At 63.9% G+C, this 23,243-nt stretch carries 27 protein-coding genes and 1 tRNA gene; 13 read left to right on the top strand and 15 right to left on the bottom strand.

Annotation, left to right across the window (positions count from 1 at the left end):
* Positions 1-11: 11 nt before the first annotated feature.
* Positions 12-614, top strand: coding sequence for a glutathione S-transferase family protein (locus J5M71_RS11560; RefSeq protein ID WP_207832319.1), 603 nt, complete (start codon positions 12-14; stop codon positions 612-614).
* Between the two features lie 130 nt (positions 615-744).
* Here J5M71_RS11560 and J5M71_RS11555 read toward each other — a convergent pair whose 3' ends face one another.
* The 5 genes from J5M71_RS11555 to J5M71_RS11535 all read right to left on the bottom strand — a co-directional run bounded on the left by J5M71_RS11555 (position 745) and on the right by J5M71_RS11535 (position 3,459).
* Entirely contained in the window at positions 745-1,116 is a 372-nt protein-coding gene (locus J5M71_RS11555) for a glutaredoxin (protein ID WP_063911660.1), read from the bottom strand.
* A 59-nt stretch (positions 1,117-1,175) separates the two neighbouring features.
* Entirely contained in the window at positions 1,176-1,721 is a 546-nt protein-coding gene (gene folE / locus J5M71_RS11550) for a GTP cyclohydrolase I FolE (protein ID WP_013971502.1), read from the bottom strand.
* A 70-nt stretch (positions 1,722-1,791) separates the two neighbouring features.
* On the bottom strand, positions 1,792-2,352 hold the full coding sequence (locus J5M71_RS11545) for a Smr/MutS family protein (protein ID WP_063911661.1): 561 nt from the start codon (positions 2,350-2,352) through the stop codon (positions 1,792-1,794).
* Positions 2,353-2,461: 109 nt separating this feature from the next.
* A complete protein-coding gene (locus J5M71_RS11540) occupies positions 2,462-2,782 on the bottom strand; it encodes a hypothetical protein (RefSeq protein WP_207832317.1) in 321 nt (106 codons plus the stop codon).
* 86 nt (positions 2,783-2,868) lie between these two features.
* A complete protein-coding gene (locus tag J5M71_RS11535; RefSeq protein WP_063911663.1) occupies positions 2,869-3,459 on the bottom strand; it encodes a cysteine hydrolase family protein in 591 nt (196 codons plus the stop codon).
* 180 nt (positions 3,460-3,639) lie between these two features.
* Here J5M71_RS11535 and prmB point away from each other — a divergent pair, with 180 nt between their 5' ends.
* Positions 3,640-4,548 carry a 50S ribosomal protein L3 N(5)-glutamine methyltransferase gene (gene prmB / locus J5M71_RS11530; protein ID WP_207832315.1) on the top strand — a complete coding sequence of 303 codons (909 nt, stop codon included), beginning with the start codon at positions 3,640-3,642 and terminating at the stop codon, positions 4,546-4,548.
* 109 nt (positions 4,549-4,657) lie between these two features.
* On the opposite strand, the gene J5M71_RS11525 is transcribed toward prmB, so the two are convergent.
* Both J5M71_RS11525 and J5M71_RS11520 read right to left on the bottom strand, forming a co-directional pair.
* On the bottom strand, positions 4,658-5,440 hold the full coding sequence (locus J5M71_RS11525) for a hypothetical protein (RefSeq protein WP_207832313.1): 783 nt from the start codon (positions 5,438-5,440) through the stop codon (positions 4,658-4,660).
* Between the two features lie 65 nt (positions 5,441-5,505).
* The gene (locus J5M71_RS11520; RefSeq protein WP_207832311.1) at positions 5,506-6,468 is read right to left on the bottom strand and encodes an alpha/beta fold hydrolase; all 963 of its coding nucleotides are present in this window, start codon (positions 6,466-6,468) and stop codon (positions 5,506-5,508) included.
* Positions 6,469-6,598: 130 nt separating this feature from the next.
* Between J5M71_RS11520 and aroC the strand changes: the two genes are divergently transcribed.
* The 3 genes from aroC to J5M71_RS11505 all read left to right on the top strand — a co-directional run bounded on the left by aroC (position 6,599) and on the right by J5M71_RS11505 (position 9,513).
* Positions 6,599-7,690, top strand: a complete 1,092-nt coding sequence (aroC, locus tag J5M71_RS11515; RefSeq protein ID WP_207832309.1) for a chorismate synthase — start codon at positions 6,599-6,601, stop codon at positions 7,688-7,690.
* Between the two features lie 132 nt (positions 7,691-7,822).
* Positions 7,823-8,977, top strand: a complete 1,155-nt coding sequence (locus J5M71_RS11510; RefSeq protein ID WP_063911668.1) for an MFS transporter — start codon at positions 7,823-7,825, stop codon at positions 8,975-8,977.
* Positions 8,977-9,513: an oxidase gene (locus J5M71_RS11505; RefSeq protein WP_207832307.1), complete on the top strand. Its 537-nt coding sequence runs from the start codon at positions 8,977-8,979 to the stop codon at positions 9,511-9,513. The genes J5M71_RS11510 and J5M71_RS11505 overlap by 1 nt, the downstream gene beginning before the upstream one ends.
* Positions 9,514-9,574: 61 nt before the next feature.
* Here J5M71_RS11505 and J5M71_RS11500 read toward each other — a convergent pair whose 3' ends face one another.
* The gene (locus tag J5M71_RS11500; RefSeq protein WP_013971511.1) at positions 9,575-9,847 is read right to left on the bottom strand and encodes a DUF3509 domain-containing protein; all 273 of its coding nucleotides are present in this window, start codon (positions 9,845-9,847) and stop codon (positions 9,575-9,577) included.
* 265 nt (positions 9,848-10,112) lie between these two features.
* Here J5M71_RS11500 and J5M71_RS11495 point away from each other — a divergent pair, with 265 nt between their 5' ends.
* Both J5M71_RS11495 and J5M71_RS11490 read left to right on the top strand, forming a co-directional pair.
* Positions 10,113-10,637 carry an ankyrin repeat domain-containing protein gene (locus J5M71_RS11495; protein ID WP_207832305.1) on the top strand — a complete coding sequence of 175 codons (525 nt, stop codon included), beginning with the start codon at positions 10,113-10,115 and terminating at the stop codon, positions 10,635-10,637.
* A 60-nt stretch (positions 10,638-10,697) separates the two neighbouring features.
* Complete coding sequence (locus J5M71_RS11490) at positions 10,698-11,228, top strand: hypothetical protein (RefSeq protein ID WP_207832303.1); 531 nt, start codon at positions 10,698-10,700, stop codon at positions 11,226-11,228.
* A gap of 124 nt (positions 11,229-11,352) precedes the next feature.
* Here J5M71_RS11490 and J5M71_RS11485 read toward each other — a convergent pair whose 3' ends face one another.
* Complete coding sequence (locus tag J5M71_RS11485) at positions 11,353-12,291, bottom strand: ZIP family metal transporter (protein ID WP_063911672.1); 939 nt, start codon at positions 12,289-12,291, stop codon at positions 11,353-11,355.
* 124 nt (positions 12,292-12,415) lie between these two features.
* On the opposite strand from J5M71_RS11485, the gene J5M71_RS11480 reads away from it, so the two are divergent.
* The 4 genes from J5M71_RS11480 to J5M71_RS11465 all read left to right on the top strand — a co-directional run bounded on the left by J5M71_RS11480 (position 12,416) and on the right by J5M71_RS11465 (position 15,814).
* On the top strand, positions 12,416-12,607 hold the full coding sequence (locus J5M71_RS11480) for a PLDc N-terminal domain-containing protein (protein WP_012271091.1): 192 nt from the start codon (positions 12,416-12,418) through the stop codon (positions 12,605-12,607).
* Between the two features lie 179 nt (positions 12,608-12,786).
* Positions 12,787-14,862: an LTA synthase family protein gene (locus J5M71_RS11475; protein WP_207832301.1), complete on the top strand. Its 2,076-nt coding sequence runs from the start codon at positions 12,787-12,789 to the stop codon at positions 14,860-14,862.
* Between the two features lie 206 nt (positions 14,863-15,068).
* The gene (locus J5M71_RS11470) at positions 15,069-15,305 is read left to right on the top strand and encodes a hypothetical protein (RefSeq protein ID WP_207832299.1); all 237 of its coding nucleotides are present in this window, start codon (positions 15,069-15,071) and stop codon (positions 15,303-15,305) included.
* A gap of 176 nt (positions 15,306-15,481) precedes the next feature.
* Complete coding sequence (locus tag J5M71_RS11465; RefSeq protein ID WP_063911675.1) at positions 15,482-15,814, top strand: ribonuclease E inhibitor RraB; 333 nt, start codon at positions 15,482-15,484, stop codon at positions 15,812-15,814.
* A gap of 54 nt (positions 15,815-15,868) precedes the next feature.
* Here the strand turns inward: J5M71_RS11465 and J5M71_RS11460 are convergent, their stop codons facing one another.
* Together J5M71_RS11460 and J5M71_RS11455 are read right to left on the bottom strand one after the other, a co-directional pair.
* The gene (locus J5M71_RS11460; RefSeq protein WP_207832297.1) at positions 15,869-16,669 is read right to left on the bottom strand and encodes a cytochrome c; all 801 of its coding nucleotides are present in this window, start codon (positions 16,667-16,669) and stop codon (positions 15,869-15,871) included.
* 66 nt (positions 16,670-16,735) lie between these two features.
* Complete coding sequence (locus J5M71_RS11455) at positions 16,736-16,978, bottom strand: hypothetical protein (RefSeq protein WP_128637193.1); 243 nt, start codon at positions 16,976-16,978, stop codon at positions 16,736-16,738.
* 219 nt (positions 16,979-17,197) lie between these two features.
* Here J5M71_RS11455 and J5M71_RS11450 point away from each other — a divergent pair, with 219 nt between their 5' ends.
* Positions 17,198-17,929 carry an amidotransferase gene (locus J5M71_RS11450; RefSeq protein WP_063911677.1) on the top strand — a complete coding sequence of 244 codons (732 nt, stop codon included), beginning with the start codon at positions 17,198-17,200 and terminating at the stop codon, positions 17,927-17,929.
* Positions 17,930-17,961: 32 nt separating this feature from the next.
* Here J5M71_RS11450 and J5M71_RS11445 read toward each other — a convergent pair whose 3' ends face one another.
* The 3 genes from J5M71_RS11445 to J5M71_RS11435 form a co-directional block, all read right to left on the bottom strand.
* On the bottom strand, positions 17,962-18,933 hold the full coding sequence (locus tag J5M71_RS11445; RefSeq protein ID WP_207832295.1) for a magnesium and cobalt transport protein CorA: 972 nt from the start codon (positions 18,931-18,933) through the stop codon (positions 17,962-17,964).
* A gap of 64 nt (positions 18,934-18,997) precedes the next feature.
* Complete coding sequence (locus J5M71_RS11440) at positions 18,998-19,717, bottom strand: lysophospholipid acyltransferase family protein (RefSeq protein WP_207832293.1); 720 nt, start codon at positions 19,715-19,717, stop codon at positions 18,998-19,000.
* A 163-nt stretch (positions 19,718-19,880) separates the two neighbouring features.
* Complete coding sequence (locus tag J5M71_RS11435; RefSeq protein WP_015269365.1) at positions 19,881-20,570, bottom strand: crotonase/enoyl-CoA hydratase family protein; 690 nt, start codon at positions 20,568-20,570, stop codon at positions 19,881-19,883.
* A 198-nt stretch (positions 20,571-20,768) separates the two neighbouring features.
* Here J5M71_RS11435 and J5M71_RS11430 point away from each other — a divergent pair.
* A tRNA-Ser gene (locus J5M71_RS11430) sits at positions 20,769-20,858 on the top strand.
* A gap of 204 nt (positions 20,859-21,062) precedes the next feature.
* Here J5M71_RS11430 and J5M71_RS11425 read toward each other — a convergent pair.
* Positions 21,063-23,195, bottom strand: a complete 2,133-nt coding sequence (locus J5M71_RS11425; RefSeq protein ID WP_207832291.1) for a TonB-dependent siderophore receptor — start codon at positions 23,193-23,195, stop codon at positions 21,063-21,065.
* Positions 23,196-23,243 lie beyond the last annotated feature (48 nt).

Raw genomic sequence — 23,243 nt, 5'->3', positions numbered from 1 at the left:
GTGGAAGGGCGATGTACAAGGTCTATGGCGACTACCAGTCGGGCAACTGCTACAAGGTCAAGCTGATGTTGAACCTGCTGGACCGGCCGTATGAATGGCACCCGGTGGACATCCTCAAGGGCGAGACCGAAACAGCCGAGTTCCTGGCGATGAACCCCAACGGCAAGGTGCCGGTGCTGGAGCTGGAGGACGGCAGCTACCTGTGGGAGTCCAATGCCATTCTCAACTTCCTGGCCGATGGCAGCGAGTTCCTGCCTACCGAGCCGCGCCTGCGTACCCAGGTGTTGCAGTGGCAGTTCTTCGAGCAGTACAGCCATGAGCCATACATTGCCGTGGCGCGCTTCATCCAGTTCTACCTGGGGTTGCCGGACGAGCGCCTGGACGAGTACCGCAAGCTGCACAAGGGTGGGTACAAGGCGCTGAAGGTGATGGAGCGGCAGCTGCAGATGACGCCGTACCTGGTTGGTGACCAGTACTCGATTGCCGACGTGGCGTTGTATGCCTATACCCACGTGGCGCACCAGGGTGGGTTCGACCTGGCCGATTACCCGGCAGTGAGGGCCTGGCTGGAGCGGGTCAGCAGCCACCCGAGGCATGTGCCGATGGTGGGGTAGTTTCTAGCCTTTGCCGGCCTCTTCGCGGGCATGCCCGCTCCCACAGGTATTCCACAATATTCAGCCCTGTGGTGAGCCTGTGGGAGCGGGCGTGCCCGCGAAAGGGCCAGAGCAGGCTGCCCGCAAACCGTCAGGCCGAAGCGAACCGCTCATCCAGGTAGGCAATGATGGCCTTGGACTCATACATCCAGGTCACCTTGCCCGCTTCTTCAATGCGCAGACACGGCACTTTCACCCGGCCGCCACCTTCCTGCAGGGCCTGGCGGTGCGCAGGGTCGTTCTTGGCATCGCGCAGCGCCACCGGCACGTTCAAACGGTGCAGGGTGCGGCGTGTCTTGACGCAGAACGGGCAGGCGTGGAACTGGTACAGCGCCAGGCCCTTGGCCGCTTGCTCGACGCGGGCCTGGGCGGCGGCGTCGCGCTTGCGCTTGGCCGGGCGGCTGATCCAGTCGCCGAACACGATGAGCTGGCCGAGGCCAACCCGCAGGGCTTTGACGATCATGGGCAACTCCTGAAATGAAAAAGCCGACCCGGGAGGGTCGGCTTGGGGTCAGCAGCCAATCACTTGATCAGGCTGAGGAACTCGCTGCGGGTGGCGGCGTTTTCGCGGAACTCACCCAGCATCACCGAGGTGATCATGGTCGAGTTCTGCTTCTCGACACCGCGCATCATCATGCACATGTGCTTGGCTTCGATGACCACGGCCACACCGGCGGCACCGGTTACCTGCTGCACGGCCTCGGCAACCTGGCGGCTGAGGTTTTCCTGGATCTGCAGGCGGCGGGCGTACATGTCGACGATGCGCGCCACCTTCGACAGGCCCAGTACCTTGCCCTTGGGCAGGTAGGCCACGTGCGCCTTGCCGATGAACGGCAGCATGTGGTGTTCGCACATCGAATACAGCTCGATGTCCCGGACCAGCACCATTTCGCTGTTGTCAGAGCTGAACAGCGCGTTGTTGGTGACTTCTTCCAGTGTTTGCTCATAACCGCGGCAAAGGTACTTCATCGCCTTTGCAGCCCGCTTGGGCGTGTCGAGCAGGCCCTCACGGGAGACGTCCTCGCCAATCTGGCTGAGGATCTCGGTGTAGTTCTGTTCCAGGGACATGGATCTACCTGTGGGAAAAAATCGCAAAAACGAAGGGTACGGCGGTGAGGGCGGCGCTGCAAGCGCGGCGTTACTCGTCGCGGCCTTCGAGCATGGTTCGCTTGAGCATCACATAGACCGCGCCGGTGCCGCCGTGGCGGGCGTTGCACGAGGCAAAACCGAGCACCTGCGGGTGCTGGCGCAGCCAGGTGTTGACGTGGCTCTTGATCATCGGACGCTTGCCGTCCAGGCGCGCGGCCTTGCCGTGGGTAACCCGCACGCAGCGCACTTCCAGCCTGGTGGCTTCGGCGATGAAGTCCCACAGGGTTTCGCGGGCCTTTTCCACGGTCATGCCGTGCAGGTCGAGGCTGCCCTCGAACGGGATCTGCCCCAGCTTCAGCTTGCGCAGCTGGCCTTCCTGCACGCCATCGCGGCGCCACAGCAGCTCGTCTTCGGCGCCAACGTCGATGACGAACTGGTCGGACATGCCGTCGATCACCAGCGCCTTGTCACTGCGCACGGTCGCCGCCTGGCGCAGGCCGGCCAGCTGCTGGCGGTCGGCCTTGGGCTTGCCGACTTCGGCGCGGTCGTGCCTGATCGGTTTGACACCGCGCACTTCGGCCTTGAACAGGGAAAAATCGTCGTCTTGCATGATGCCTCCACGTGGGCGGCGTAGTTTACGCGACTGTGGGGCGGTGTGCAGCCTGTACGGGCCCTTTCGCGGGTAAACCCGCTCCCACAAGGACCGCGTAAGCAGCGCCTCAATCGTGTTTCTTCATCAGGTGCGGCGACAGGTTCAGCTCGCGCCCACGGCGCAGGCGAATGCGGCTGCGCCGCCAGAAGCGCACGCCTAGCCACAGCAGCAGCAAGCCGGCCCCGGTGAGGATACCGGCCAGCGGTTTGTTGGCATTGAGTTCCGCCAGGGCAGGGTAGTTGCCCAGCAGGCCGGCGACGCCGGCCATTGCCAGCAGCACGCCCAGGGTTGCCAGCAGGGCCGACAGGCCGGCCGCCAGGCGGGCGCCCCAGTTACGCGGTTCGCGCGGGCGAAGGCGCTTGGCGTCGAAACTGCCTTTGAGCTTCATTCCGCTCTCCTCTGTGGATATCCGGAATTCGACCTGGGGCCGCCCATCGGGTTCCGCCCGGCTGCCGGGCGGTTGTACCCAGCCGGTCAGATCAGGCTGGCGGTGGGGGCCACGCAAGCGAAGTTGTCGGCCATCACGGCCATTTCGCACTGGTGAATCTGCGCGGCCGGGATTACCCCATCCTTGAATGCCAGGTCGCGGGTCGCCGAAGCGTCTTCCACCAGGGTGCAGCGGTAACCATAGTCCTTGGCACGACGCACGGTGGTGCTGACGCTGGAATGGCTCATGAAGCCGCACACGATCAGATCCAGGTGGCCCAGTTCCTGGAGGGTCTCGTGCAGCTTGGTGTTCTTGAATGCGTTGGGCATGCGTTTTTCGATGACGATTTCGCCTTCCAGCGGCTCCAGCCCCGGAATGAACTGGCCGGCCGGACCTTGCGGGTCGAAGCGGCCACCGACAGTGCCCAGGTGGCGAACATGGATGATCGGACGGCCGCTCTTGCGCGCGGCGTCGAGCAACCTGGCGATGTTGGCCACGGCCTCGTCCATGCCCGACAGCGCCAGGGGCCCGCTGAGGTACTCCTTTTGCGCATCGATGATGATCAGGCTGGCGTGGCTCAGCTTGGCCGGCGGATAGTCGCGGCCAGTGAGGCGGAACATCGTGGTTGGAACGGACATCAAGGGCTCCTTGGATAGGGCTTTTGTATACCTATTGTCCCCTGCCTTGGCGCCAATGGGAATGGTTGACAACGTAAGCGGCATGGTTACTGGCTTGTGGCTAGCCATTGGGTAATGCAAAGGAACAAATGTGCGAGTGGGGCTGTTAGACTTTTGTCCGGTCTGAATTAGGAGTACCCCGTGATCACATCCCGCCTGCGCACGCTGCGCGACTACATCCGCTGGGCGGTCAGCCGCTTCCACGAGCACGACCTGTTCTTCGGCCACGGTGCCGACAACGCCTGGGACGAGGCCCGCCTGCTGGTGCTGGGTGCGGTGCACCTGCCGTGGGAAGTGGCCGACAGCTACCTGGACTGCATGCTCGAGGACGACGAGCGGGTACGCCTGCAGCACTTGCTCAAGCGCCGTATCGAAGAGCGCGTTCCGGCCGCCTACCTGCTGGGCGAGGCCTGGTTCTGCGGCATGTCGTTCATCGTCGACGAGCGCGTGCTGGTGCCACGTTCGCCGATTGGCGAACTGATCGAGAAACGCTTCGAACCGTGGCTGGCGAGCGAGCCGGCGCGCATTCTCGACCTGTGCACCGGTTCCGGCTGCATCGGCATCGTTGCCGCCGACGTGTTCCCCGAGGCCGAGGTGGTGCTGGCCGACCTGTCGTTCGAGGCGCTCGAAGTGGCCAACCAGAACATTGAACGCCACGGCCTGGACGGGCGCGTGTACACCGTGCAAGGCGATGGTTTTGGCGGATTGCCGGGGCAGCGTTTCGACCTGATCCTGTCCAACCCGCCGTATGTCGATGCCGAGGACTTCGACGACATGCCGGCCGAGTACCACCACGAGCCCGAGTTGGGCCTGGCCTGCGGCAACGATGGCCTGGACCTGGTGCGGCGCATGCTGGCCGAAGCGGCGGACCACCTGACCGACAAGGGCTTGCTGATTGTCGAGGTGGGTAACAGCCAGGTGCATGTCGAGGCGCTGTACCCCGAGGTGGACTTTGCCTGGCTGGAGTTCAAGCGCGGCGGGCATGGGGTGTTCATGCTGACCGCCGAGCAGTGCCGCCAGCATCAGGAACTGTTCAAGGCCCGCGTCTGATTCCAGGGCCTCTTCGCGGGTAAACCCGCTCCTACAGGTATGGCGTTGCCCTCAGGTGCGACGCGGTCCCTGTGGAAGCGGGTTTACCCGCGAAGCAGGCAACGCGGTGTCAGCGCGTGGCAATCCAGATCAGCAACCCCGCCTGGAACACTGCAAACGCCACCAGGCAGGTAATGGTAAAACGCAATCCGCTGTCTTCACGCTGGTACTTGGCCACCCGCTCATCGCGCTCACGCAGTTGCCCTTCCTTCTCCTGCAACTGCTGGTCGGCCTGCTGCAGCAGGCTGGCAGCATCCAGTATCTCCACCCGCTGCAAGCGCTCGCTGTTCCACGCGCCCTTGAGCTGGCCCACCGTCATTTCCACGGTACGGCCTTTCAGGTGCTGGCTGTCCTCGTACTCCACCTCGATACCCACCCCGCGCAGGCAGTGGTCACGGCGCAGACGTGAGTCTTCGTTCAGCGCATCCTTGCTCGGCAGCGCCATGCCCTCGACCCGGTAGTGCGACCACTTGCGCTGCAGCCACTGCGCAGCCTGGGCCAGCAGGAAGCGGCCGATGCCACGGTTCGGCGGCTCCAGTTGCAGGCCATGTTCACCGCCGATGCGTACCAGGCGTTCGGCATGGTCGACGCGGATGTCCAGGCGGTTCTGTTCCTTGTGTACCTTCTGGCCCGGCAGTTTGATTTCCATGCGCAGCAGGCTGTGAGCCTTGTCGTGGCGCTCGGCATAGCCGAACTGCACAAAGCGCAGCGGCCGTGCGCCGGTGCTGCGGTCAGTGGGCAGGGCGGCCAGGCGCAGCAACTGGAAATGTTCGGCGGTCAGCTCGGCCCAGGGAAGGGCAGGGCTTTCCTGAGGTTCTTCGGCCGGCTCTGCGGCGACGGGGGTGGTTGTCATCAGGGCTTGTCCTCGGCAATGCCTGCTGTATCGGCAGGCGTGTCCGAGACCTGAGCCCGTTTACCTCACGCTGAAGGCAAATGCTGGATGAACGTCACAATCCGTTCACCCAGCTCCCGCGCCAGCGGCAGTTCGGGGTTGAGGTAGCTGTCGCGCTGCTGGCTCATCGCCTTGGGGCTGATGCGCAGCATGTGGTTCATGCCATCGATCAGCACCAGCTGCGCATCCGGCTTGGCCGCTTTCAGTCGTTGGGCGTCGACCACGCCCACCTGCACATCGTTGCGCCCCTGCACGATCAGTGCGGGCATTGGCAGGCGGGCGAAGGCCGCCGCCGGGTTCTGCTGGAACAGCGAAATCAGGTAGGGCTGCACGCTGGGGCGGAACACCTGGCGCAGCGGCGCCGGCACCTCCAGGCTGGTCTGCCCGGCCTGCAGGCGGTCGAGCAGGGCGCTGCCACCGGCCAGTTGTGCCGGTGGCAGGCGTTGGGCCAGTTGTTCGCGCAGCACTTCGGCCAGCGGTCGGCCGCTGCCGGCCAGGGTGATCACCGCGCTGGCGCCGGCCTGCTCGGCGGCCAGGCTGGCGATCAGCGCGCCCTCGCTATGGCCGATCAGGATCAGTGGGCCAAAGCGCGGGTCGGCCTTGAGTTTGTGGCTCCAGGCGACCACGTCGGCCACGTAGCGCTCCACGCTGAGGTCACGCTCGTCGGGCGTGGCCGGCTGGCTGGCGGCCACCCCGCGCTTGTCGTAGCGCACGCTGGCGATGTGCTCGTTGGCCAGCAGCAGGGCCAGGCGCTTGAGGTTGTCGACCCGGCCTGACGCCGGGTTGTTGCCGTCACGGTCGGTGGGGCCGGAGCCGGCGATGATCAGCACCACCGGTGGCGGGGTGGCCTGTTCAGGCAGCAGCAGGCTGCCGTGCAGCACGCCCTGGCCGGTGTCGAGGTCGATCGGGCGTTGCAGCACGGTGGGGGTGGCGGCCTGGGCCAGGCCGGTGCACAGCAGGAAGAAGAGGGCGACGAGGCGCGACATCATGCGGTACTACATGGGGAGATAACGGTTTGACCCAGTGTTCGTGGGAAGGTTCGAAGAGGCCAGCACAGGCGATCAATCCATCTGTATACTGCCGCTTTCGTTCACTTCAGGCAGATCTCGCGGAGCGTCCATGTCCGGCAATACCTACGGCAAGCTGTTCACTGTCACCACCGCTGGCGAGAGCCATGGCCCGGCGTTGGTCGCCATTGTCGATGGATGCCCACCAGGCCTGGAAATTTCCCTCGCCGACCTGCAGCACGACCTCGACCGGCGCAAGCCCGGCACCAGCCGTCACACCACCCAGCGCCAGGAAGCCGATGAGGTGGAAATCCTCTCCGGTGTGTTCGAAGGCCGCACCACCGGCTGCTCGATCGGCCTGCTGATCCGCAACACCGACCAGAAGTCCAAGGACTACTCGGCGATCAAGGACCTGTTCCGCCCGGCCCACGCCGACTACACCTACCACCACAAGTACGGCATCCGCGACTACCGCGGCGGTGGCCGTAGCTCGGCCCGCGAAACCGCCATGCGCGTAGCTGCCGGTGCCATCGCCAAGAAGTACCTGGCCACCCAGGGCATCACCGTGCGCGGCTACATGAGCCAGCTGGGCCCGATCGAAATCCCGTTCCAGACCTGGGAGTCGGTGGAGCAGAACGCTTTCTTCAGCCCTGACCCGAGCAAGGTGCCGGAGCTGGAGGCCTACATGGACCAGCTGCGCCGTGACCAGGACTCGGTGGGCGCCAAGATCACCGTGGTCGCCGAAGGCGTGATGCCGGGCCTGGGCGAGCCGATCTTCGACCGCCTCGACGCCGAACTGGCCCACGCGTTGATGAGCATCAACGCGGTCAAGGGCGTGGAAATCGGCGCCGGCTTCGCCAGCGTGGCCCAGCGCGGCACCGAGCACCGTGACGAGCTGACCCCGGAAGGCTTCCTCAGCAACAACGCTGGCGGCATCCTCGGCGGTATTTCTTCGGGCCAGCCGATCGTTGCCCACCTGGCGCTGAAGCCGACCTCCAGCATCACCACCCCGGGCCGCTCCATCGACATCGACGGCAACCCGGTGGACGTCGTCACCAAAGGCCGCCACGACCCGTGCGTGGGCATCCGCGCCACGCCGATCGCCGAGGCGATGATGGCCATCGTGCTGATGGACCACCTGCTGCGCCATCGTGCGCAGAATGCCGATGTGAAAGTGGATACCCCGGTGCTGGGCCAGCTCTGATTCGCCAGTAGCGGCCTCTTCGCGGGTAAACCCGCTCCCACAGGAATATCACTGGGCCTGAGGGCAGTGAGGTACCTGTGGGAGCGGGTTTACCCGCGAAGAGGCCGCCACAGGTTCCCACAAGGCCATCCCATGCAACCAATCCCCTATTGGCGCCTGTCCAGCTTCTACCTGTTCTACTTCGCCCTGCTTGGTTCCACCGCCCCCTTCCTGGCGCTGTACTTCGACCACCTGGGCTTCTCCCCGGCGCGCATCGGCGAGCTGGTGGCCATCCCCATGCTCATGCGTTGCATCGCACCCAACCTGTGGGGCTGGCTGGGTGACCGCACCGGCCAGCGCCTGCTGATCGTGCGCCTGGGCGCGTTGTCGACGCTGGCCACTTTCGCCCTGATCTTCCTTGGCAAAAGCTACGCCTGGCTGGCGCTGGTCATGGCCCTGCATGCATTCTTCTGGCATGCGGTGCTGCCGCAGTTCGAGGTCATCACCCTGGCCCACCTGCACGGGCAAACCGCGCGCTACAGCCAGGTGCGCCTGTGGGGCTCGATCGGTTTCATCCTCACCGTGGTCGGCCTGGGCCGACTGTTCGAGTGGCTGAGCCTGGATATCTACCCGGTGGCGCTGGTCACGATCATGGCCGGCATCGTCGCCGCCAGCCTGTGGGTACCCAATGCCCAGCCGGTGGAGCAGGGCGAGCGCAGCGGCGCCGGCGGCTTCCTGCAGCAGCTGCGGGCGCCGGGGGTGATCGCGTTCTATGCCTGCGTGGCGCTGATGCAGCTCAGCCACGGGCCGTACTACACCTTCCTGACCCTGCACCTTGAACACCTGGGCTATGCCCGTGGTGCCATCGGCTTGCTGTGGGCACTGGGGGTGGTGGCCGAAGTACTGGTGTTCATGGCCATGAGCCGCATCTTCGCGCGCTTTTCCGTGCAGCGGGTGCTGCTGGCCAGCTTCGTGCTGGCGGCGCTGCGCTGGCTGTTGCTGGGTAACCTGGCCGGCGAGCCGGCGGTGCTGGTGTTCGCCCAGGTGCTGCACGCGGCCACCTTCGGCTGCTTCCATGCCGCCAGCATCGCTTTCGTCCAGGGCAGCTTCGGCGCCCGCCAGCAGGGCCAGGGCCAGGCGCTGTATGCGGCGCTGTCGGGCACCGGCGGTGCGTTGGGGGCGTTGTATTCAGGCTACAGCTGGAAACTGCTGGGGCCCACCTTCACCTTTGGTATGGCCAGTGCCGCAGCCTTGGCTGCAGCCGTTATCATTGCCCTTTGTTCGCAACCGACCAGGACCCGCCCCTGATGAGCATTCTCAGCGTTTTCCACCCCTCCAGCCCGGAACTGCCGAACAAGGTGCTGACCCATCACGACGACATCGCCGTCACCCTGGCCGAGCAGGGCGTGCACTTTACCCATGCCGAGCATGGCCTGCGGGTGCGCCCGGGCACGGCCCAGGACGAGGTGCTGGAGGCCTGCCGCGGGCACCTGGACCAGTTGATGACGGCGCATGGCAGCAAGGCTTTCGTGTTGCTCAACCGTGACGGAGAGGCCCCGGCGCAGGTGGACGTGCGCGATGAGCACGTGCATGACGCCGACGAGGTGTTTGCCGTGGTCAGCGGGCGGGCGCAGGTTGGCCTGCGGGTGGGGGAGTGGGTGTATTCGGTGCTGTGCGAGAAGGGTGACCAGCTCGTGGTGCCGGCGGGGACCCGGCGCTGGGTTGAGCTGGGCGATGCGCCGTTTTGCCTGGCGTTGCGGCTGTATGGCAGCGAGCAGGGTATGCAACCGCGTTTTACCGGGGATGTGACGGCGCGGGCGTTCCTGGGCATCGACGAACTGTAATGGCTTTACCGGCCTCTTCGCGGGCAAGCCCGCGAAGAGGCCAGATCAGCCAACAAAAAACTCAGCGATAAGTCGGCAAGGCAAACCGCTGCTGGCTCTGCAGCATCGAGATCACCGGCAATTCACTGGCCTGCTCGGCCAAATCCCGGCGAATCGCACTGATCGCCCAGGACAGCTGCTCGGCACTGTGCAGTTGCGCATAGGTCAGCACCCGGCGGGTAACCTTGCCATCAGCAGCGCGCAGGGTCAGTAGCACACCGCCGTCGGGGCGGGCCTGGGTATTTACCTGGTAGGCCGAAAATACCGAAACGAACTTTTCCTGGATGAGGTCCATATCAACTCCTGGCTGTTGCGTGGCAGACATGAGTTGATGGTTGCAGTGACCGTGCCAGTATGTTTTTTCTGGAAAAAATCTTTAAATTCAGTCGGTTACGTCAATCTTCCCGGAACGCTGTCGTGCAACCTGCACGGTCGTGCATTTTGCACAGTGCATATTGCATGACCCGCGGCCAGCTATCGGTCCGATAGAATCTGAACCTTTGACCCGGCAGCCTTGCCTGACAAAGACTTGGGCAACGATTTCTGCCAGGAGGTTCCAAATGTCCAGCCAACCCACGCCCGTCGCCATGACCGACGATGAAACCGCTGCCTTCGCCGAGCAAGTGTTCGAACGTGCCCGCCAAGGCGATGCCCAGATGCTTGGGCGCCTGCTTGCCAGCGGCCTGGCGGCCAACCTGCGCAACCACAAGGGTGACACCCTGCTGATGCTGGCCAGCTACCACGGCCACCACGACGCGGTGCGCGTGCTGCTGGCGCACGGCGCCGACCCGCTGATTGCCAACGACAACGGTCAGTTGCCTATCGCCGGTGCCGCGTTCAAGGGGGACCTGGCCATGATCCGCCTGTTGCTGGAGCAAGGCGTGCCAGTGGATGCCGCCGCGCAGGATGGCCGCACCGCACTGATGCTGGCGGCCATGTTCAACCGTAGCGAAATCCTCGACTACCTGCTGGCCCAGGGCGCCGACCCGGCTCGCCAGGATGCCCGCGGTGCCACCGCACTGATGGCGGCGCAAACCATGGGGGCCGTGGACACCGCGGCACGCCTGCAAGCGCTGGCCGGCTAACCGCAAGGGGGCATTTGCGGCTATCCTTGGCGACTTTTCACCCGTCGCAGGCCCCCTTTCATGAAAACTCAGTTGCTCGAATTCATCAGCCTCATTGGCGCCGGCTGCATGCGCGAGGAAGACATCGAGCGCATCGCCGACGAGGCCGCCCAGGCCTACGCCGACCCCGCCGCTTTCCTGGCTGCCAACCCCGACATCAACTACGACGACAGCTTCCCCATCCCGCTGGGCGAATGGGTGGTGCTGGGCAGCCTGCCGGACACCGTGGTGTTCCAGGCCGACAGCTACCAGGACCTGTTCCAGCAGATCAGCGATTCGTTCGACCAGAGTGTGCCGTTCACCCTCAAGCCCAAGCAGCTGGCCCGCACCGAGCCGCTGACCGCGCTCAATCGCATCCAGGTGCAGATGGGCGCACTGAATAAAGAGGCTGGTGGTTATGTGCTGCTCAACTTCAGCCAGTTGCTGGATGACGAGCTGCAGATGGTGATGGTGGGGCAGAACGACCTGGCGCGTGTGCTGGAGCTGGGGGCAGAGTTGGGGATCAGGGTCGAGCCGGCCCTGGAGGCCCTGAAGGTCGCCGTACACATCTGATTTCAGCGTTTGCTTCTTCGCGGGTAAACCCGCTCCCACAGGGATATCACTCCCTTCAGGCCCAGTGATATCCCTGTGGGAGCGGGTTTACCCGCGAAGAGGCCTGCACAGGCAGCTTCAAGCATCAGCCCAGCGCGGTATCGAGGAACATCATCACCGCAAACCCACCCATCAACCCCAGGGTCGCGGCCGTCTGGTGGCCATTGCGGTGGGTTTCGGGAATCACTTCGTGGCTCACCACAAAGATCATCGCCCCCGCCGCCAGCCCCATGCTCACCGGGTAGGCCAAGGCAAAACCGGTCGAAATCCCCAGGCCGATCACCGCGCCCAGCGGCTCCATCAGCCCCGACCCGATCGCCACCAGCGCGGCCTTCAGGCTCGACAACCCGGTTGCGCGCAAGGCCAGCGCCACAGCCAGCCCCTCAGGGATGTCCTGGATGGCGATGGCGCTGGTCAGCGGCAGGCCGATGTTCATGTCGCCATTGGCAAAGCTCACGCCAATGGCCATGCCCTCAGGCAGGTTGTGCAGGGTAATCGCCAGCACGAACAACCACACCCGGCTGATGCGCTCGGCCTCTGGGCCGCACGGGCCGGTGCTTTCGTGTTCATGCGGGGTGAAGCGGTCCAGGCCCAGCATCAGCAACACACCCAGGCCCATGCCCAGCACCACGGTAAAGGCCGCGGCCGGGCCGTTGCCGGTAATTTCGCGGGCGGCATCCAGGCCCGGCAGAATCAGCGAGAACGAACTGGCCGCCAGCATCATGCCGGCGGCAAAACCCAGCATCACGTCCTGGGTGCGCGCTCGCACATCGCGCAGCACCACCGCCAGCACCGCGCCCAGCGCCGTGGCGCCAAAGCCGGACAACCCGCCCAGCATGGCCAGGTGCAGGTTGTCGGCATGGTCGCCGTTCACCGCGTTCCACAGGCTGGCGGCCAGCAGCAGCACCACCGCCAGCAGGCTCAACCCCAGACCGGCGCTGAGCCAGGGGGTGTTCATGGCCTGTTGGCGCCAGGCGTTCAGCAGCGAGGGTGGGGTGGCGCTTTGGGTGTGGGCGGGGGGCATGTGAACCTCGAATCTGTGGATACCGGCAGTCTACTCAGGGACCTGCGCCAATCGCCAAGGATTCCCTTCTATTGCCTTGATAGCTGGCTATGCTGTGGCAAAGCCTCTGGACAGGAGTTTAGGCATGGGTTCGACGTTCAACAGCCTGGTCGGGCTGATCATCCTGGCGCTGGATATCTGGGCCATCCTCAATGTGATCAAGAGCGGCAGCGAAGTGGGCATCAAGGTGTTGTGGATCTTGCTGATCGCCTTGCTGCCGGTGGTGGGCCTGGTGATTTGGGCGATTGCCGGGCCGCGGGGGAATGTGCGGATCTGAATGTCTGTTACGGCCTCTTCGCGGGCGTGCCCGCGAAGAGGCCGTAACAGACAAAACCGGCAATACCCCCGTGACAAAATTTTCACATTGGTTTAAACAGAATCCGCACCCGCACAATGCTGCGTTGGTATACACCTGCGCCATCTCCGCAAACCCGCAATCCTAGGACCTTCCCATTCATGGCTAACCCGGACGCCTTGAAGCAACGGGGCGCGCGAGCGTCGTTCTCGCCCACCCTGAAATCCCACCTGGCCTACACGCTGCTCAGCGGCCTGGTGATCATGCTGATGCTCAGCCTCGTGCGCCTGGCGCTGCTGGTCTACAACAGCGACATGGTCGGCGATACCCCTAGCGCGACAGTCGCCGAAGGCTTTCTCAACGGCTTGCGCTTCGACCTGCGGGTGGTGGTGTACATCAGCATTCCGCTGCTGCTGGCCATCCTCAGTCCCTGGGCCATGGCCCGGCGTGGCCTGTTCCGTTTCTGGCTGACCATCACCTCGAGCGTGGTGATGTTCCTCGGCCTGATGGAAATGGACTTCTATCGCGAGTTCCACCAGCGCCTCAACGGCCTGGTGTTCCAGTACATCAAGGAAGACCCGAAAACCGTACTGAGCATGCTCTGGTACGGCTTCCCGGTGGTGCGCTACCTGCTGGCCTGGCTGTTCGGTACCTGGCTGCTGAGCCTGCTGTTCAAGGGCATCGACCGCATGACCCGTGGCAATCGCCCCGGCGAGGTCACCCTGCAGCACCGCGCGGCGCCGTGGTACAACCGCCTGGCGGTGTTCATGGTGATCCTGCTGGTGGCCGTGGTCGCCGCCCGTGGCACCCTGCGCCAGGGCCCGCCGATGCGTTGGGGTGATGCCTTCACCACCGATTCCAACTTCGTCAACCAGCTGGGCCTGAACGGCACCCTGACCCTGATCGATGCCGCCAAAAGCCGCTTCGGCGAGGACCGCGCCAACATCTGGAAGCCGGTGCTGGAGCAGGACGTGGCGACGCAGAGCGTGCGCGAGCAGCTGCTGACCGCCAACGACACCCTGGTCGATGCCGACGAGGCTGCCATCCGCCGCGACTTCGTGCCGCCGGCCGAGCGCACCCTGCCGATCAAGAACGTGGTGGTGATCCTGATGGAAAGCTTCGCCGGCCACTCGGTGGGCGCGCTGGGCAGCCCCAACAACATCACCCCGTACTTCGACAAGCTGGCCAAAGAGGGCCTGCTGTTCGACCGTTTCTTCTCCAACGGAACCCATACCCACCAGGGCATGTTCGCCACCATGGCCTGCTTCCCCAACCTGCCAGGCTTCGAATACCTGATGCAGACCCCGGAAGGCGGCCACAAGCTGTCCGGCCTGCCGGCCTTGCTCAGCGCCCGCGACTACGACGACGTGTACGTCTATAACGGCGACTTTGCCTGGGACAACCAGTCCGGGTTCTTCGGCAACCAGGGCATGACCACCTTCATTGGCCGTAACGACTTCGTCAACCCGGTGTTCTCCGACCCGACCTGGGGCGTGTCCGACCAGGACATGTTCGACCGTGGCGCCGAAGAGCTGGCCAAGCACGACGGCAAGAAGCCGATCTACGCGCTGCTGCAGACCCTGTCCAACCACACCCCGTACGCGCTGCCCAAGGACCTGCCGGTAGAACCGGTAACCGGCCAGGGCCGCCTGGACGAGCACCTGACTGCCATGCGCTACTCGGACTGGGCGCTGGGGCAATTCTTCGAGAAGGCGCGCAAGGAGCCGTACTTCAAGGAAACCCTGTTCGTCATCGTTGGCGACCATGGCTTTGGCAACCACCAGCAGGTCACCGAGCTGGACCTGGGCCGCTTCAACGTGCCGCTGCTGCTGATTGGCCCTGGCATCCAGGAGAAGTTCGGTGCGGTCAACCACACCGTGGGTACCCAGGTCGACATCGTGCCGACCATCATGGGCCGCCTGGGTGGCCAGGCCCGTCACCAGTGCTGGGGCCGCGACCTGCTCAACCTGCCTGAGGGCGACCAGGGCGTGGGCATGATCAAGCCATCGGGCAGCGAGCAGATCGTTGGCCTGGTACAGGGCGACCGCATCCTGATCGAGTCCAAGGACATGACCCCGCGCATGTACCGCTACCAGCTGGGCAGCGAGTTCAAGGCCGAGCTGATCGAAAGCCCGGACCAGCCGGAGATGCTGAAGAAGCTGGAAGCGTATATCCAGACGGCGACCAAGAGCCTGCTGGATAACACGGCCGGTGTTGTGCACGGCACTCCAAAGTAAATCGGGGCCGTTTCACGGCCCATTCGCGGGCACGCCCGCTCCCACAGGTACAGCACAGGTTTCGAACCTTGTGGTGACCCTGTGGGAGCGGGCGTGCCCGCGAATGGGCCCGACACAAATCCCCAGACTGAACATTCTCCCTACCCCAAGGTCACTTGTTTCAGGCATCACACACCCGGTGTTCGTTGACTGAGAGGGTTCGTTCAATGAAAGAGTGGGAAGTCATCTTTGCCGACCAGAAAGGCGTCCTCACCACCTTGACGCTGCGTGGCGACCAGTGCCCCAGCGAGGAGGATGCCGCGCGGGCCATCCGTTCGCACCTGTTCCCGGTGATGGACGAGCTGGACCTCAACGACTTTCAGGACCGCGCCGTTTCCCCCACCGCTCGCTGGCTCAAGGAACAGAGCGGCGTGACCATCACCAGCATCCACGAAACACCCTGAACCACACGTTTGCGTGGCGCCCTGGCAGGCACTACGCTGCATGAAGGTACCAGCCTATTCTGCGGGTTGGCACTGCATCCCTTCGCGTCTTGCATCAGCTCGAACTGCCCGGCCGCTGCCGGCAGGTGCGTAGTGCACGGAAAGTCTATCCATCGCATTATTCAGGAGGACGTTTCATGAGCAGCCAGAACGACGATATCAGCAGCAACGTCCTGCGCCAGATGAAAGCAGGCGGTTTCGACTTCACCCAGATCCACCCCATCGAGTTCTACGCCATATTCCCCGACGAAGCAGGGGCCCGCCGCGCGGCCGGGCAGTTTCGCGGTGAATCGCTGAATGCCCAGGTGAAGGAACTGGGCGACGGTGCCTGGCATCTGGAGCTGAGCAAGGTCATGTATGCCACCCATGGCGGGATTGGTGACTTCGAAGAGACCTTCGAGCAGCTGGTGACACCTTATGGTGGTGAGGTGGAAGGGTGGGGGGTCAAGCAGGAGCGGCCCATAGCCTGAGAGTCTTGTGTTGCCTTCTTCGCGGGCAAGCCCGCGAAGAAGCAAGCACAGCCCTCAAGGCCTACGCCCAGCCATATGTCTCAGATAAGCCAGCAATTCATCCAGCTCCGGGTCACTCAAAACACTCTCTGCAAACCCTGGCATCTTCGCCTGCGGCCACTGCCGCAGGCTCTGCGGGTCACGAATCAGCTGGCGTAGATATTCAGGCTGGAAGTACTCGGTCGGGCTATGCGGCACATTCAAGTCCGGCCCCAGCTGCGCATCCCCCGCGCCGTTCAACCGGTGGCACGCCAGGCAGTTCTGCTGGAACAGGGCAAAACCCCGGCGCACCGCGCTGTCGGCCGGCAGTTTCGGGTCGGGTAGCAGTGCCGGAAAACGCGCTTCGACTGAAGCCAGCTTGCGAATCGTGGAAATCTGGAACGGCCACTGCTCCGGGCGGATGCCGCTGGCCTGCGGCGCAGTCCACACCAGGTAGAACGGCCCTGCACTCGGTTTGCCCTGGCCCAGTGCCGGCCATGGTCTGCCCGGGTCCTCCACCGCCAGCCAGGCCTGTGCCGGCCCGTGCTGCAACAGTGGCGCGGCGGGCATTTCGGCGGCAAAACCGTCCAGCGCCACCGCCTGCAGGTGGTCGCTGGCGCTCACGCCTTCCAGCAGCACGGCCAACGGCATCGCCCGATAGTGCATGGGCCGCTTGTAGGAAACGTCCTGGTCGATGCTGATGTCCCGGGCCTGCGGGTGGTCGAGCAGTTCGGCACTGCTCCACTGGCGCGTCGTGGCGCCCAGTTCAAGGTGCAGTTGCGCCGCCGACAGCGGCAGGCTCAGGAGCAACACTAACAGTGCAAGGCAGTGGCGCATGGGTAATCTCCGACCATCAAGGCCAGCAGGTTACCTGTGCGTTGCCTGTTGGCGCCACAGCGGCAGTCAGCCGAACAAACGTGTCAGGTTCGGCAGGATCAGCAGCAAAGTCGTGGCGAAGAGAATGAGCCCAGCTTGGCGAATTTTCGATTGTCTGAACATGGCGGACCGCCTTCTTGTTGTTATTCCTGAATACCCGTTGGCTTCCCTGTCGCGCTTCGGGTCGATCGCAGTGGCGTTGCGTGACGCCTGAACTGCTTGCCTCTTGAAAGTGGATATACAACCAACAGTAGGGTGTGCGTCATCCATGTTTGAGAACCCTTTCTTCTAATGCTGTGGTCCGTTGATTTCGTTTGGCTATGAGGCCAAGTGCCAGCTGGCTGGCATGCTCTCGCTAGACGGTGGCGCAAGTGCCAGCAGGGCACCGACGAAATGTGACCGTTCGTCAGTGCGGCCTACTTGCTTGTACGTGCCTTTCGCGTCAGTCTCTACAGCAGATTCCCACCCATGTCGTTCAGGACTATCCCTATGTCGTTACGCATCTGCATCCTTGAAACCGATGTCCTGCGACCGGAGTTGACGGCGCAGTACCAGGGCTACGGCAGGATGTTCGAGCAGCTCTTCTCGCGTCAGCCGATCGCCGCCGAATTTCGTGTGTACAACGTGATGAACGGCGATTACCCCGCCGACGACGAAGTGTTCGATGCCTACCTGGTGACGGGCAGCAAGGCCGATTCGTTCGGTACCGACCCATGGATCCAGACCCTCAAGGCCTATCTGCTGAAGCTATACGAGCGTGGCGAGAAGCTGCTGGGGGTATGTTTCGGTCATCAGTTGCTGGCGTTGACCCTCGGTGGCAAGGCCGAACGTGCCGAGCAGGGTTGGGGCGTGGGTATCCACCGCTATTCGCTGGCGGCCCATGCGCCGTGGATGGACCCGGAGGTTTCGGAGCTGACCTTGCTGATCAGTCACCAGGACCAGGTGACCGAGCTGCCGGAAGGCGCCACGGTGATTGCCTCCAGCGATTTCTGCCCGAACGCGGCGTACCACATTCGTGACCAGGTGCTGTGCTTCCAGGGGCACCCGGAGTTCGTGCATGACTACTCCCGCGCGTTGCTCGATGCGCGCCAGGAGCATCTGGGTGATGAGGTGTACCACAAGGCCGTGGCCAGCCTGGCCACCGAGCACCAGGGCGACCTGGTGGGGGAGTGGATGTTGCGGTTTATCCAGCAGCCGGTGAGCAAGCACGACGCGGCGTGAGAGCGCGGGGCCGCAGAGCGGCCCCGGCAATCTCAAAGCCAGCCAGACTTCTTGAAGCTGGCATACAACCCCGAACACCCCATCGCAATCAACCCCAGCACCCCGAAATACCCATAGTGCCACCCCAGCTCCGGCATGTTCTGGAAGTTCATCCCGTAAATCCCGGCAATTGCCGTGGGGAACGCCAGGATCGCTGCCCAGGCCGCGAACTTGCGCTGCACGATGCTCTGCCGTGACGACTCCAGCAGCATGCCGATCTCGATGGTCTGGCTGGCGATGTCACGGATGCCGGCCAGGTCTTCCATCTGCCGCGTCACGTGGATCTGCACATCACGGAAGTACGGGCGCATGTTCTTGTCGATGAACGGGAAGCTCAGGCGCTGCAGTTCCTCGCTCACCTCGACCATCGGCGCCACGTAGCGCCGCAGGCGCAGGATGTCGCGGCGCAAGCTGTGCAGGCGGCGGATATCGTCTTCCTGCAGCGAGCCGCCAAGCACGCTTTGCTCCAGCTCTTCGATCTCGCCATGAATGGCCTCGCTGACCGGCTGGTAGTTCTCGGTGACGAAGTCGAGCAGGGCGTACAACACGAAGTCTTCGCCGTGCTCCAGCAGCAACGGCCGCGCCTCGCAGCGCTGGCGCACCAGGGCGTAGGACTTGGAGTGGCCGTTGCGGCAGGTGATGATGTAGCCGTTGCCGGCGAAGATGTGGGTTTCGATGAACTCCAGCTTGCCTTCGTGGCGCACCGGCGAGTAGGTGACGATGAACAGGGCGTCGCCGAAGGTTTCCAGCTTGGGCCGGCTGTGCTTCTCCAGGGCATCTTCGATGGCCAGTTCGTGCAGGTTGAACTGGCACTGCAGGTTGGCCAGTTCCTCGGCGTTGGGCTCTTCCAGGCCGATCCACACGAAGTGCCCCGGCTTGCGCGCCCACTCGCTGCCTTCATCGATGCTGATGTTGGTGACCTTTCTGCCGGCGCTGTAAACCGCCGATGCCACGACTCGACCCATGGTTGTTCGCTTATTCCGGTTGGACACGGGTTACAGCTTGGGCCGTAGTGGGCTCAAGAGCAACCTAGCACTTGGCCAGTTCCCCTTCCATGCGGTCGATGCATTGCTGCATCTGCCCCCGGCACTGTTCGATCAGCGCCGGCAGGTCCTGCAGGGTCATGCCCGCCGTTGCGATCGGTGGCAGCGAGCGCACGATCACCGTGCGCTGGCGCCAGCTGTTCAGGCTCAGGCGCCCTGCATAGCGGCTGACGCACACCGGCACGATTGGCACGCCAGCCTCGATGGCCATGTGAAAGGCGCCTTTCTTGAATGCCATCAGATGCTCGCCGGCATTGCGTGTGCCTTCGGGGAAAATCCAGATCGAGGTGTCGTCCTGCAGTACCCGGGTGGTCTTCTGCATGGCCTTGCGTGCCTGGTAGGCGTTCTTGCGGTCGACCAGTACATTGCCGCCCAGCCAGAACAACTGGCCGAACAGCGGGATCCAGCCCAGGCTCTTCTTGCCGATGGCCACGGTGCGTTGCGGTACCACCTGGCCCAGCACGAACAGGTCGAAGTTGGACTGGTGGTTGGCGACGATCACGCAGCCGGGCGGCTGGTCCCACAGCGGGCCGACTTCGGCCTTGACCCTGATTCGCATCAGCCAGGTGGCCGGCAAGCTGTAGAGGCGGGCGAACACGCGGCTGTTGTCGGGGTTGAAGGGGCGGCACAGGCCAATGACCAGGCCCAGGGCACCAACCACAAGGAAATGCAGCGCCAGCAGGAACATGCGCAGTGAATAAAGCATGGTACGACTCACACCAGACAGTCGCCGGGCAGTGTACGGATGTGCACTGGTCGGGGCAAACCCTGGTGTAAGCCTGTTCCGGCCTCTGCGCGGGTAAACCCGCTCCCACAGGTGAAGCGAGACTTCTGAGGGAGCGGGTTTACCCGCGAAGAGGCCGGTCCGGCTAGCCCATATGCTGCTGGTCCAGCTCGATCGCCTTGTCCAGCGCTTCCAGCAACCCTTTGCGCACCTTCAGCTTGGTGTTCTTGTGCGCCAGCATGTTCAGCTTCTTCAGCTCTCGCGCCGCCGCCAGTGCCGCATCCTGCAACTGCTCGGCCGGCACCACCTTGTCGAGGAAGCCGGCATCCACCGCACCCTGCGGGTCAAACACCTCGGCATTGATCACCGAGCGGTGGAAGGCCGAGCGGCGCAGGCGGTCGCGGGCCAGCTCGATGCCGGCATGGTGCATGGTCATGCCGATCTGCACTTCGTTCAGGCACACCTTGTATGGCCCTTCGACGCCAATGCGGTAGTCGCCAGACAGCAGCAGGAAGGCACCCTTGGCCACGGCGTTGCCCGGGCAGGCGACCACCACCGGGAACGGGTGCGACAGCAGGCGGCGGGCGAGGGTGGAGCCGGCGGTGACCAGGCTTATCGCCTCCTTGGGGCCGCTGGTCATCACCTTGAGGTCGTAGCCGCCTGACAAGATGCCTGGCTGCCCGGTGATGATCACCACTGCGCGCTCTTCGGTGGCGCGGTCGAGCGCGGCGTTGAAGGCAGCGATGACGTCTGGCGAGATGGCGTTGACCTTGCCGTTGTTCAGGGTCAGGGTAACGATGCCGTCTTCGGCGTGGTAGGTAATCAGCTCGCTCATGGCAGAGTCCTTTTGTTGGCGTGGCGACGACGTTACCCAGCGCTGGGGGCGAGGTAAAGCAGTAAGGCTGACCGGTCGGTCAGCGTACGCCGGGGCTCAAATGCAAATGCATGAAAAAATTGAAAAAAATGCTTGCCAAAGGGAATGTCTTTCACTAAATTAGCGCACCTCGACAGGCTGCAAGGCTTGAAGAGAAACGGTGAAGTGTCCGAGTGGTCGAAGGAGCACGCCTGGAAAGTGTGTATACGAGAAATCGTATCAAGGGTTCAAATCCCTTCTTCACCGCCACATTCTACGAAGAGCCCCCGAGCTGAAAAGCCGGGGGCTTTTTGTTTTCAGGGCCTTTTGGTCTCATTTTTCTGGGCTGGCGCGATCCCTGTGGGAGCGGGCACGCCCGCGAAGAAAGCGACGCGATGTATGGCACCGGCTGCGCCGGTGTTCGCGGCGGTTCGACGCCTCGACGCGCCCGCTCCCACAGGCGCCCCAAAAAATCTAGAAGCTGACCGAAGCCGACAGCCGAGCCGTCCGCGGCGCTCCCTGGAACAGGTAGTTATCCCCCAGGTAATCCCCCACATCGCGCCAGTAACGCTTGTCGAACACGTTATCCACAGTCAGCCGCAGCACCGTGTCATACCCCCCGATGCGCGTGCGGTAGCGGCTACCCACATCGAACACCGTATACCCGCCAACCTCCACGCTCCCCGCCTGGCTCGCATACTTGCTGGCGCTGTAGCGCGCCCCGCCCAGCAGTGCCAACCCCGGCACCGGCAGGGTGTATTCCGCCTGCAGCGCCGCCCGGAACCTGGGCACGTTGATCGCCTGGTGGCCTTCATAGGCATCGGTACCGCTGTTCTGCACCCGCGCCCGAATCGCCGCAGCGCTGGCTTGCACCTGCAGGTTCGAGGTTACCCAGCCGCTGGCGCCCAGCTCCAGGCCGGTGTTCTTCTGCTGGCCTTGCTGCACGTAGGTGAATTTGTCGGCGCCGTCCGGGCGGGCGTACTGGTATGCCTGGCGGATCTGGAACAGTGCGGCGCTGAAGCTCAGCCCTTGCCAGTCGTGCTTGAGGCCCAGTTCAAGCTGGTGCGAGGTCATCGGCGCGAGGATTTCGGCTGCGTTGCTGGCAAACCAGGGGGCCGTGCCGCCGGCTGAAAGGCCTTTGGCGTAGCTGGCGTACAAGGTGGTATCCGGTTGCGGCTTGTAGATGAGCGCGGCATTGGGCAGCAATTCGTATTGCCGGGTATGGCGGCCGGCCACCCCGTTTTCGTCCCAGGTGCTTTCATCCAGGCGCACTTCACGAGCGCCCAGTAAGGTCTGCCATTGCTCGTTGAAGCTGATACGGTCGCTGACGAACAGGCCGTACTGGCGGCTGTCCAGGCGACGTTCGCTAGACCTGATGGGCTTGTCGGATGGATCAAAGGCCGGCGCGCCGGTGTGGATGTTGCCTGTGCCTATCCATTCCATATAGCTGGGGCGCTGATCCAGCGTGCGCCGCTGTGCACTGGTGCCCACGGTCAGCTCATGCCCTACCCCCAGCGCATCGAAACGCCCATTGAGCATGGCCTGCGCCTCGTCGGTGCGGCGGGTGTCGTCGGGGCTGCGGAAGTCGTAAATGTCGTAGTCGCCATTGCTGCCGAAGAACGCGCCTTCGCTCGAGCCCCAGGCAAACGAGCTGTAGTCATCGATAACCACCTTGCTGCGCGAGGCACTCAAGGTCCCGGTCCAGGCCTCGTTGAAACGGTACTCGAAGCGCCCGCCCAGGTTCAGCGAATCGTTCTGCACCGGCTTGGCCCAGTGCTGGTAGGCCAGGCGGTCGTCCGGGTCGATGCCGTGGGGCACTTCGCTGCCACCGAGCAACTGGTAACCGGGTACCGAGCGCTGTTCGCGGTGCTGGTATTCGGCATCCAGTTGCAGGGTGGCATCCGGGTTGATCTGCCAGTCGAAGGCCAGCGAGGCGAAGTCGCGCTTGCCATCGGCATGGTCGACATAGGAGCGGATGTCTTCATGGGCCAGGTTGGCGCGCAGGCCGAACTGCCGCTCGCTGCCGAACCAGCCGCCCAGGTCGGTGGCCAGGTAGCGTGCGCCCTGTTCGTTGGTCGAAACCGTGATACTGCGCACGTCTTCGGCGCGCTTGGTCACGTAGTTGACCAAGCCGCCCGGCTCCGACACGCCGCTCTGCAGCCCGGACAGGCCCTTGAGCAGCTCCACCTGCTGCTTGTTCTCCAGAGCTACGTTCTGCTCGCCGGCGATGGTCTGGCCGTTGATGCGGTAGCTGCTGGCGGCATTCAGCTCGAAGCCGCGCACGTTGAAGTTTTCGTAGTAACCGATGGGGGCGTAGCTTTCGCCCACCGAGGCGTCGCTTTGCAGCACTTCGCTGAGCTTGCGCACCTGGCGGTCTTCCAGCAGTTGCTGGCTGAACACGCTGACCGAAGCAGGGGTGTCGAGCAGGGGCGCGGGCTGGAAGCCACCTACTGCTGCCTGGCGTGCCTGGTAGCCGTCGTTGGCGTAGGTGTCGGACACCTGCAGCGGGGCCAGTAACACGCTGTCTTCGGCAAGCACATGAGGGCAATGCAGGGCCAGGCCCAGGCTGAGCAGGCTCAGGGGCAGGCGAGGGTGACGCGGGGGCATGCGGTGGGGCTCCTGGATGCGCACACCTGTGCCGGTCTCTTCGCGGGT

This window comes from Pseudomonas sp. 43(2021) (assembly GCF_017490805.1).
Taxonomy (GTDB): domain Bacteria; phylum Pseudomonadota; class Gammaproteobacteria; order Pseudomonadales; family Pseudomonadaceae; genus Aquipseudomonas.
This window is presented reverse-complemented; position numbering and strand designations above follow the sequence as displayed.

What these genes read in the sequence shown, in the direction of transcription:
- J5M71_RS11480 (WP_012271091.1), top strand. Translation starts at nt 12,416, where the DNA reads ATGGGTTCGACGTTCAACAGCCTGGTCGGGCTGATCATCCTGGCGCTG.
- J5M71_RS11535 (WP_063911663.1), bottom strand. Translation starts at nt 3,459, where the DNA reads ATGTCCGTTCCAACCACGATGTTCCGCCTCACTGGCCGCGACTATCCG.
- J5M71_RS11540 (WP_207832317.1), bottom strand. Translation starts at nt 2,782, where the DNA reads ATGAAGCTCAAAGGCAGTTTCGACGCCAAGCGCCTTCGCCCGCGCGAA.
- J5M71_RS11495 (WP_207832305.1), top strand. Translation starts at nt 10,113, where the DNA reads ATGTCCAGCCAACCCACGCCCGTCGCCATGACCGACGATGAAACCGCT.
- folE (WP_013971502.1), bottom strand. Translation starts at nt 1,721, where the DNA reads ATGTCCCTGGAACAGAACTACACCGAGATCCTCAGCCAGATTGGCGAG.
- aroC (WP_207832309.1), top strand. Translation starts at nt 6,599, where the DNA reads ATGTCCGGCAATACCTACGGCAAGCTGTTCACTGTCACCACCGCTGGC.
- J5M71_RS11485 (WP_063911672.1), bottom strand. Translation starts at nt 12,291, where the DNA reads ATGCCCCCCGCCCACACCCAAAGCGCCACCCCACCCTCGCTGCTGAAC.
- J5M71_RS11520 (WP_207832311.1), bottom strand. Translation starts at nt 6,468, where the DNA reads ATGATGTCGCGCCTCGTCGCCCTCTTCTTCCTGCTGTGCACCGGCCTG.
- J5M71_RS11475 (WP_207832301.1), top strand. Translation starts at nt 12,787, where the DNA reads ATGGCTAACCCGGACGCCTTGAAGCAACGGGGCGCGCGAGCGTCGTTC.
- J5M71_RS11505 (WP_207832307.1), top strand. Translation starts at nt 8,977, where the DNA reads ATGAGCATTCTCAGCGTTTTCCACCCCTCCAGCCCGGAACTGCCGAAC.
- J5M71_RS11525 (WP_207832313.1), bottom strand. Translation starts at nt 5,440, where the DNA reads ATGACAACCACCCCCGTCGCCGCAGAGCCGGCCGAAGAACCTCAGGAA.
- J5M71_RS11460 (WP_207832297.1), bottom strand. Translation starts at nt 16,669, where the DNA reads ATGCGCCACTGCCTTGCACTGTTAGTGTTGCTCCTGAGCCTGCCGCTG.
- J5M71_RS11435 (WP_015269365.1), bottom strand. Translation starts at nt 20,570, where the DNA reads ATGAGCGAGCTGATTACCTACCACGCCGAAGACGGCATCGTTACCCTG.
- J5M71_RS11560 (WP_207832319.1), top strand. Translation starts at nt 12, where the DNA reads ATGTACAAGGTCTATGGCGACTACCAGTCGGGCAACTGCTACAAGGTC.
- J5M71_RS11500 (WP_013971511.1), bottom strand. Translation starts at nt 9,847, where the DNA reads ATGGACCTCATCCAGGAAAAGTTCGTTTCGGTATTTTCGGCCTACCAG.
- J5M71_RS11545 (WP_063911661.1), bottom strand. Translation starts at nt 2,352, where the DNA reads ATGCAAGACGACGATTTTTCCCTGTTCAAGGCCGAAGTGCGCGGTGTC.
- J5M71_RS11450 (WP_063911677.1), top strand. Translation starts at nt 17,198, where the DNA reads ATGTCGTTACGCATCTGCATCCTTGAAACCGATGTCCTGCGACCGGAG.
- J5M71_RS11425 (WP_207832291.1), bottom strand. Translation starts at nt 23,195, where the DNA reads ATGCCCCCGCGTCACCCTCGCCTGCCCCTGAGCCTGCTCAGCCTGGGC.
- J5M71_RS11510 (WP_063911668.1), top strand. Translation starts at nt 7,823, where the DNA reads ATGCAACCAATCCCCTATTGGCGCCTGTCCAGCTTCTACCTGTTCTAC.
- J5M71_RS11490 (WP_207832303.1), top strand. Translation starts at nt 10,698, where the DNA reads ATGAAAACTCAGTTGCTCGAATTCATCAGCCTCATTGGCGCCGGCTGC.
- J5M71_RS11440 (WP_207832293.1), bottom strand. Translation starts at nt 19,717, where the DNA reads ATGCTTTATTCACTGCGCATGTTCCTGCTGGCGCTGCATTTCCTTGTG.
- J5M71_RS11445 (WP_207832295.1), bottom strand. Translation starts at nt 18,933, where the DNA reads ATGGGTCGAGTCGTGGCATCGGCGGTTTACAGCGCCGGCAGAAAGGTC.
- J5M71_RS11465 (WP_063911675.1), top strand. Translation starts at nt 15,482, where the DNA reads ATGAGCAGCCAGAACGACGATATCAGCAGCAACGTCCTGCGCCAGATG.
- J5M71_RS11470 (WP_207832299.1), top strand. Translation starts at nt 15,069, where the DNA reads ATGAAAGAGTGGGAAGTCATCTTTGCCGACCAGAAAGGCGTCCTCACC.
- J5M71_RS11555 (WP_063911660.1), bottom strand. Translation starts at nt 1,116, where the DNA reads ATGATCGTCAAAGCCCTGCGGGTTGGCCTCGGCCAGCTCATCGTGTTC.
- J5M71_RS11455 (WP_128637193.1), bottom strand. Translation starts at nt 16,978, where the DNA reads ATGGATGACGCACACCCTACTGTTGGTTGTATATCCACTTTCAAGAGG.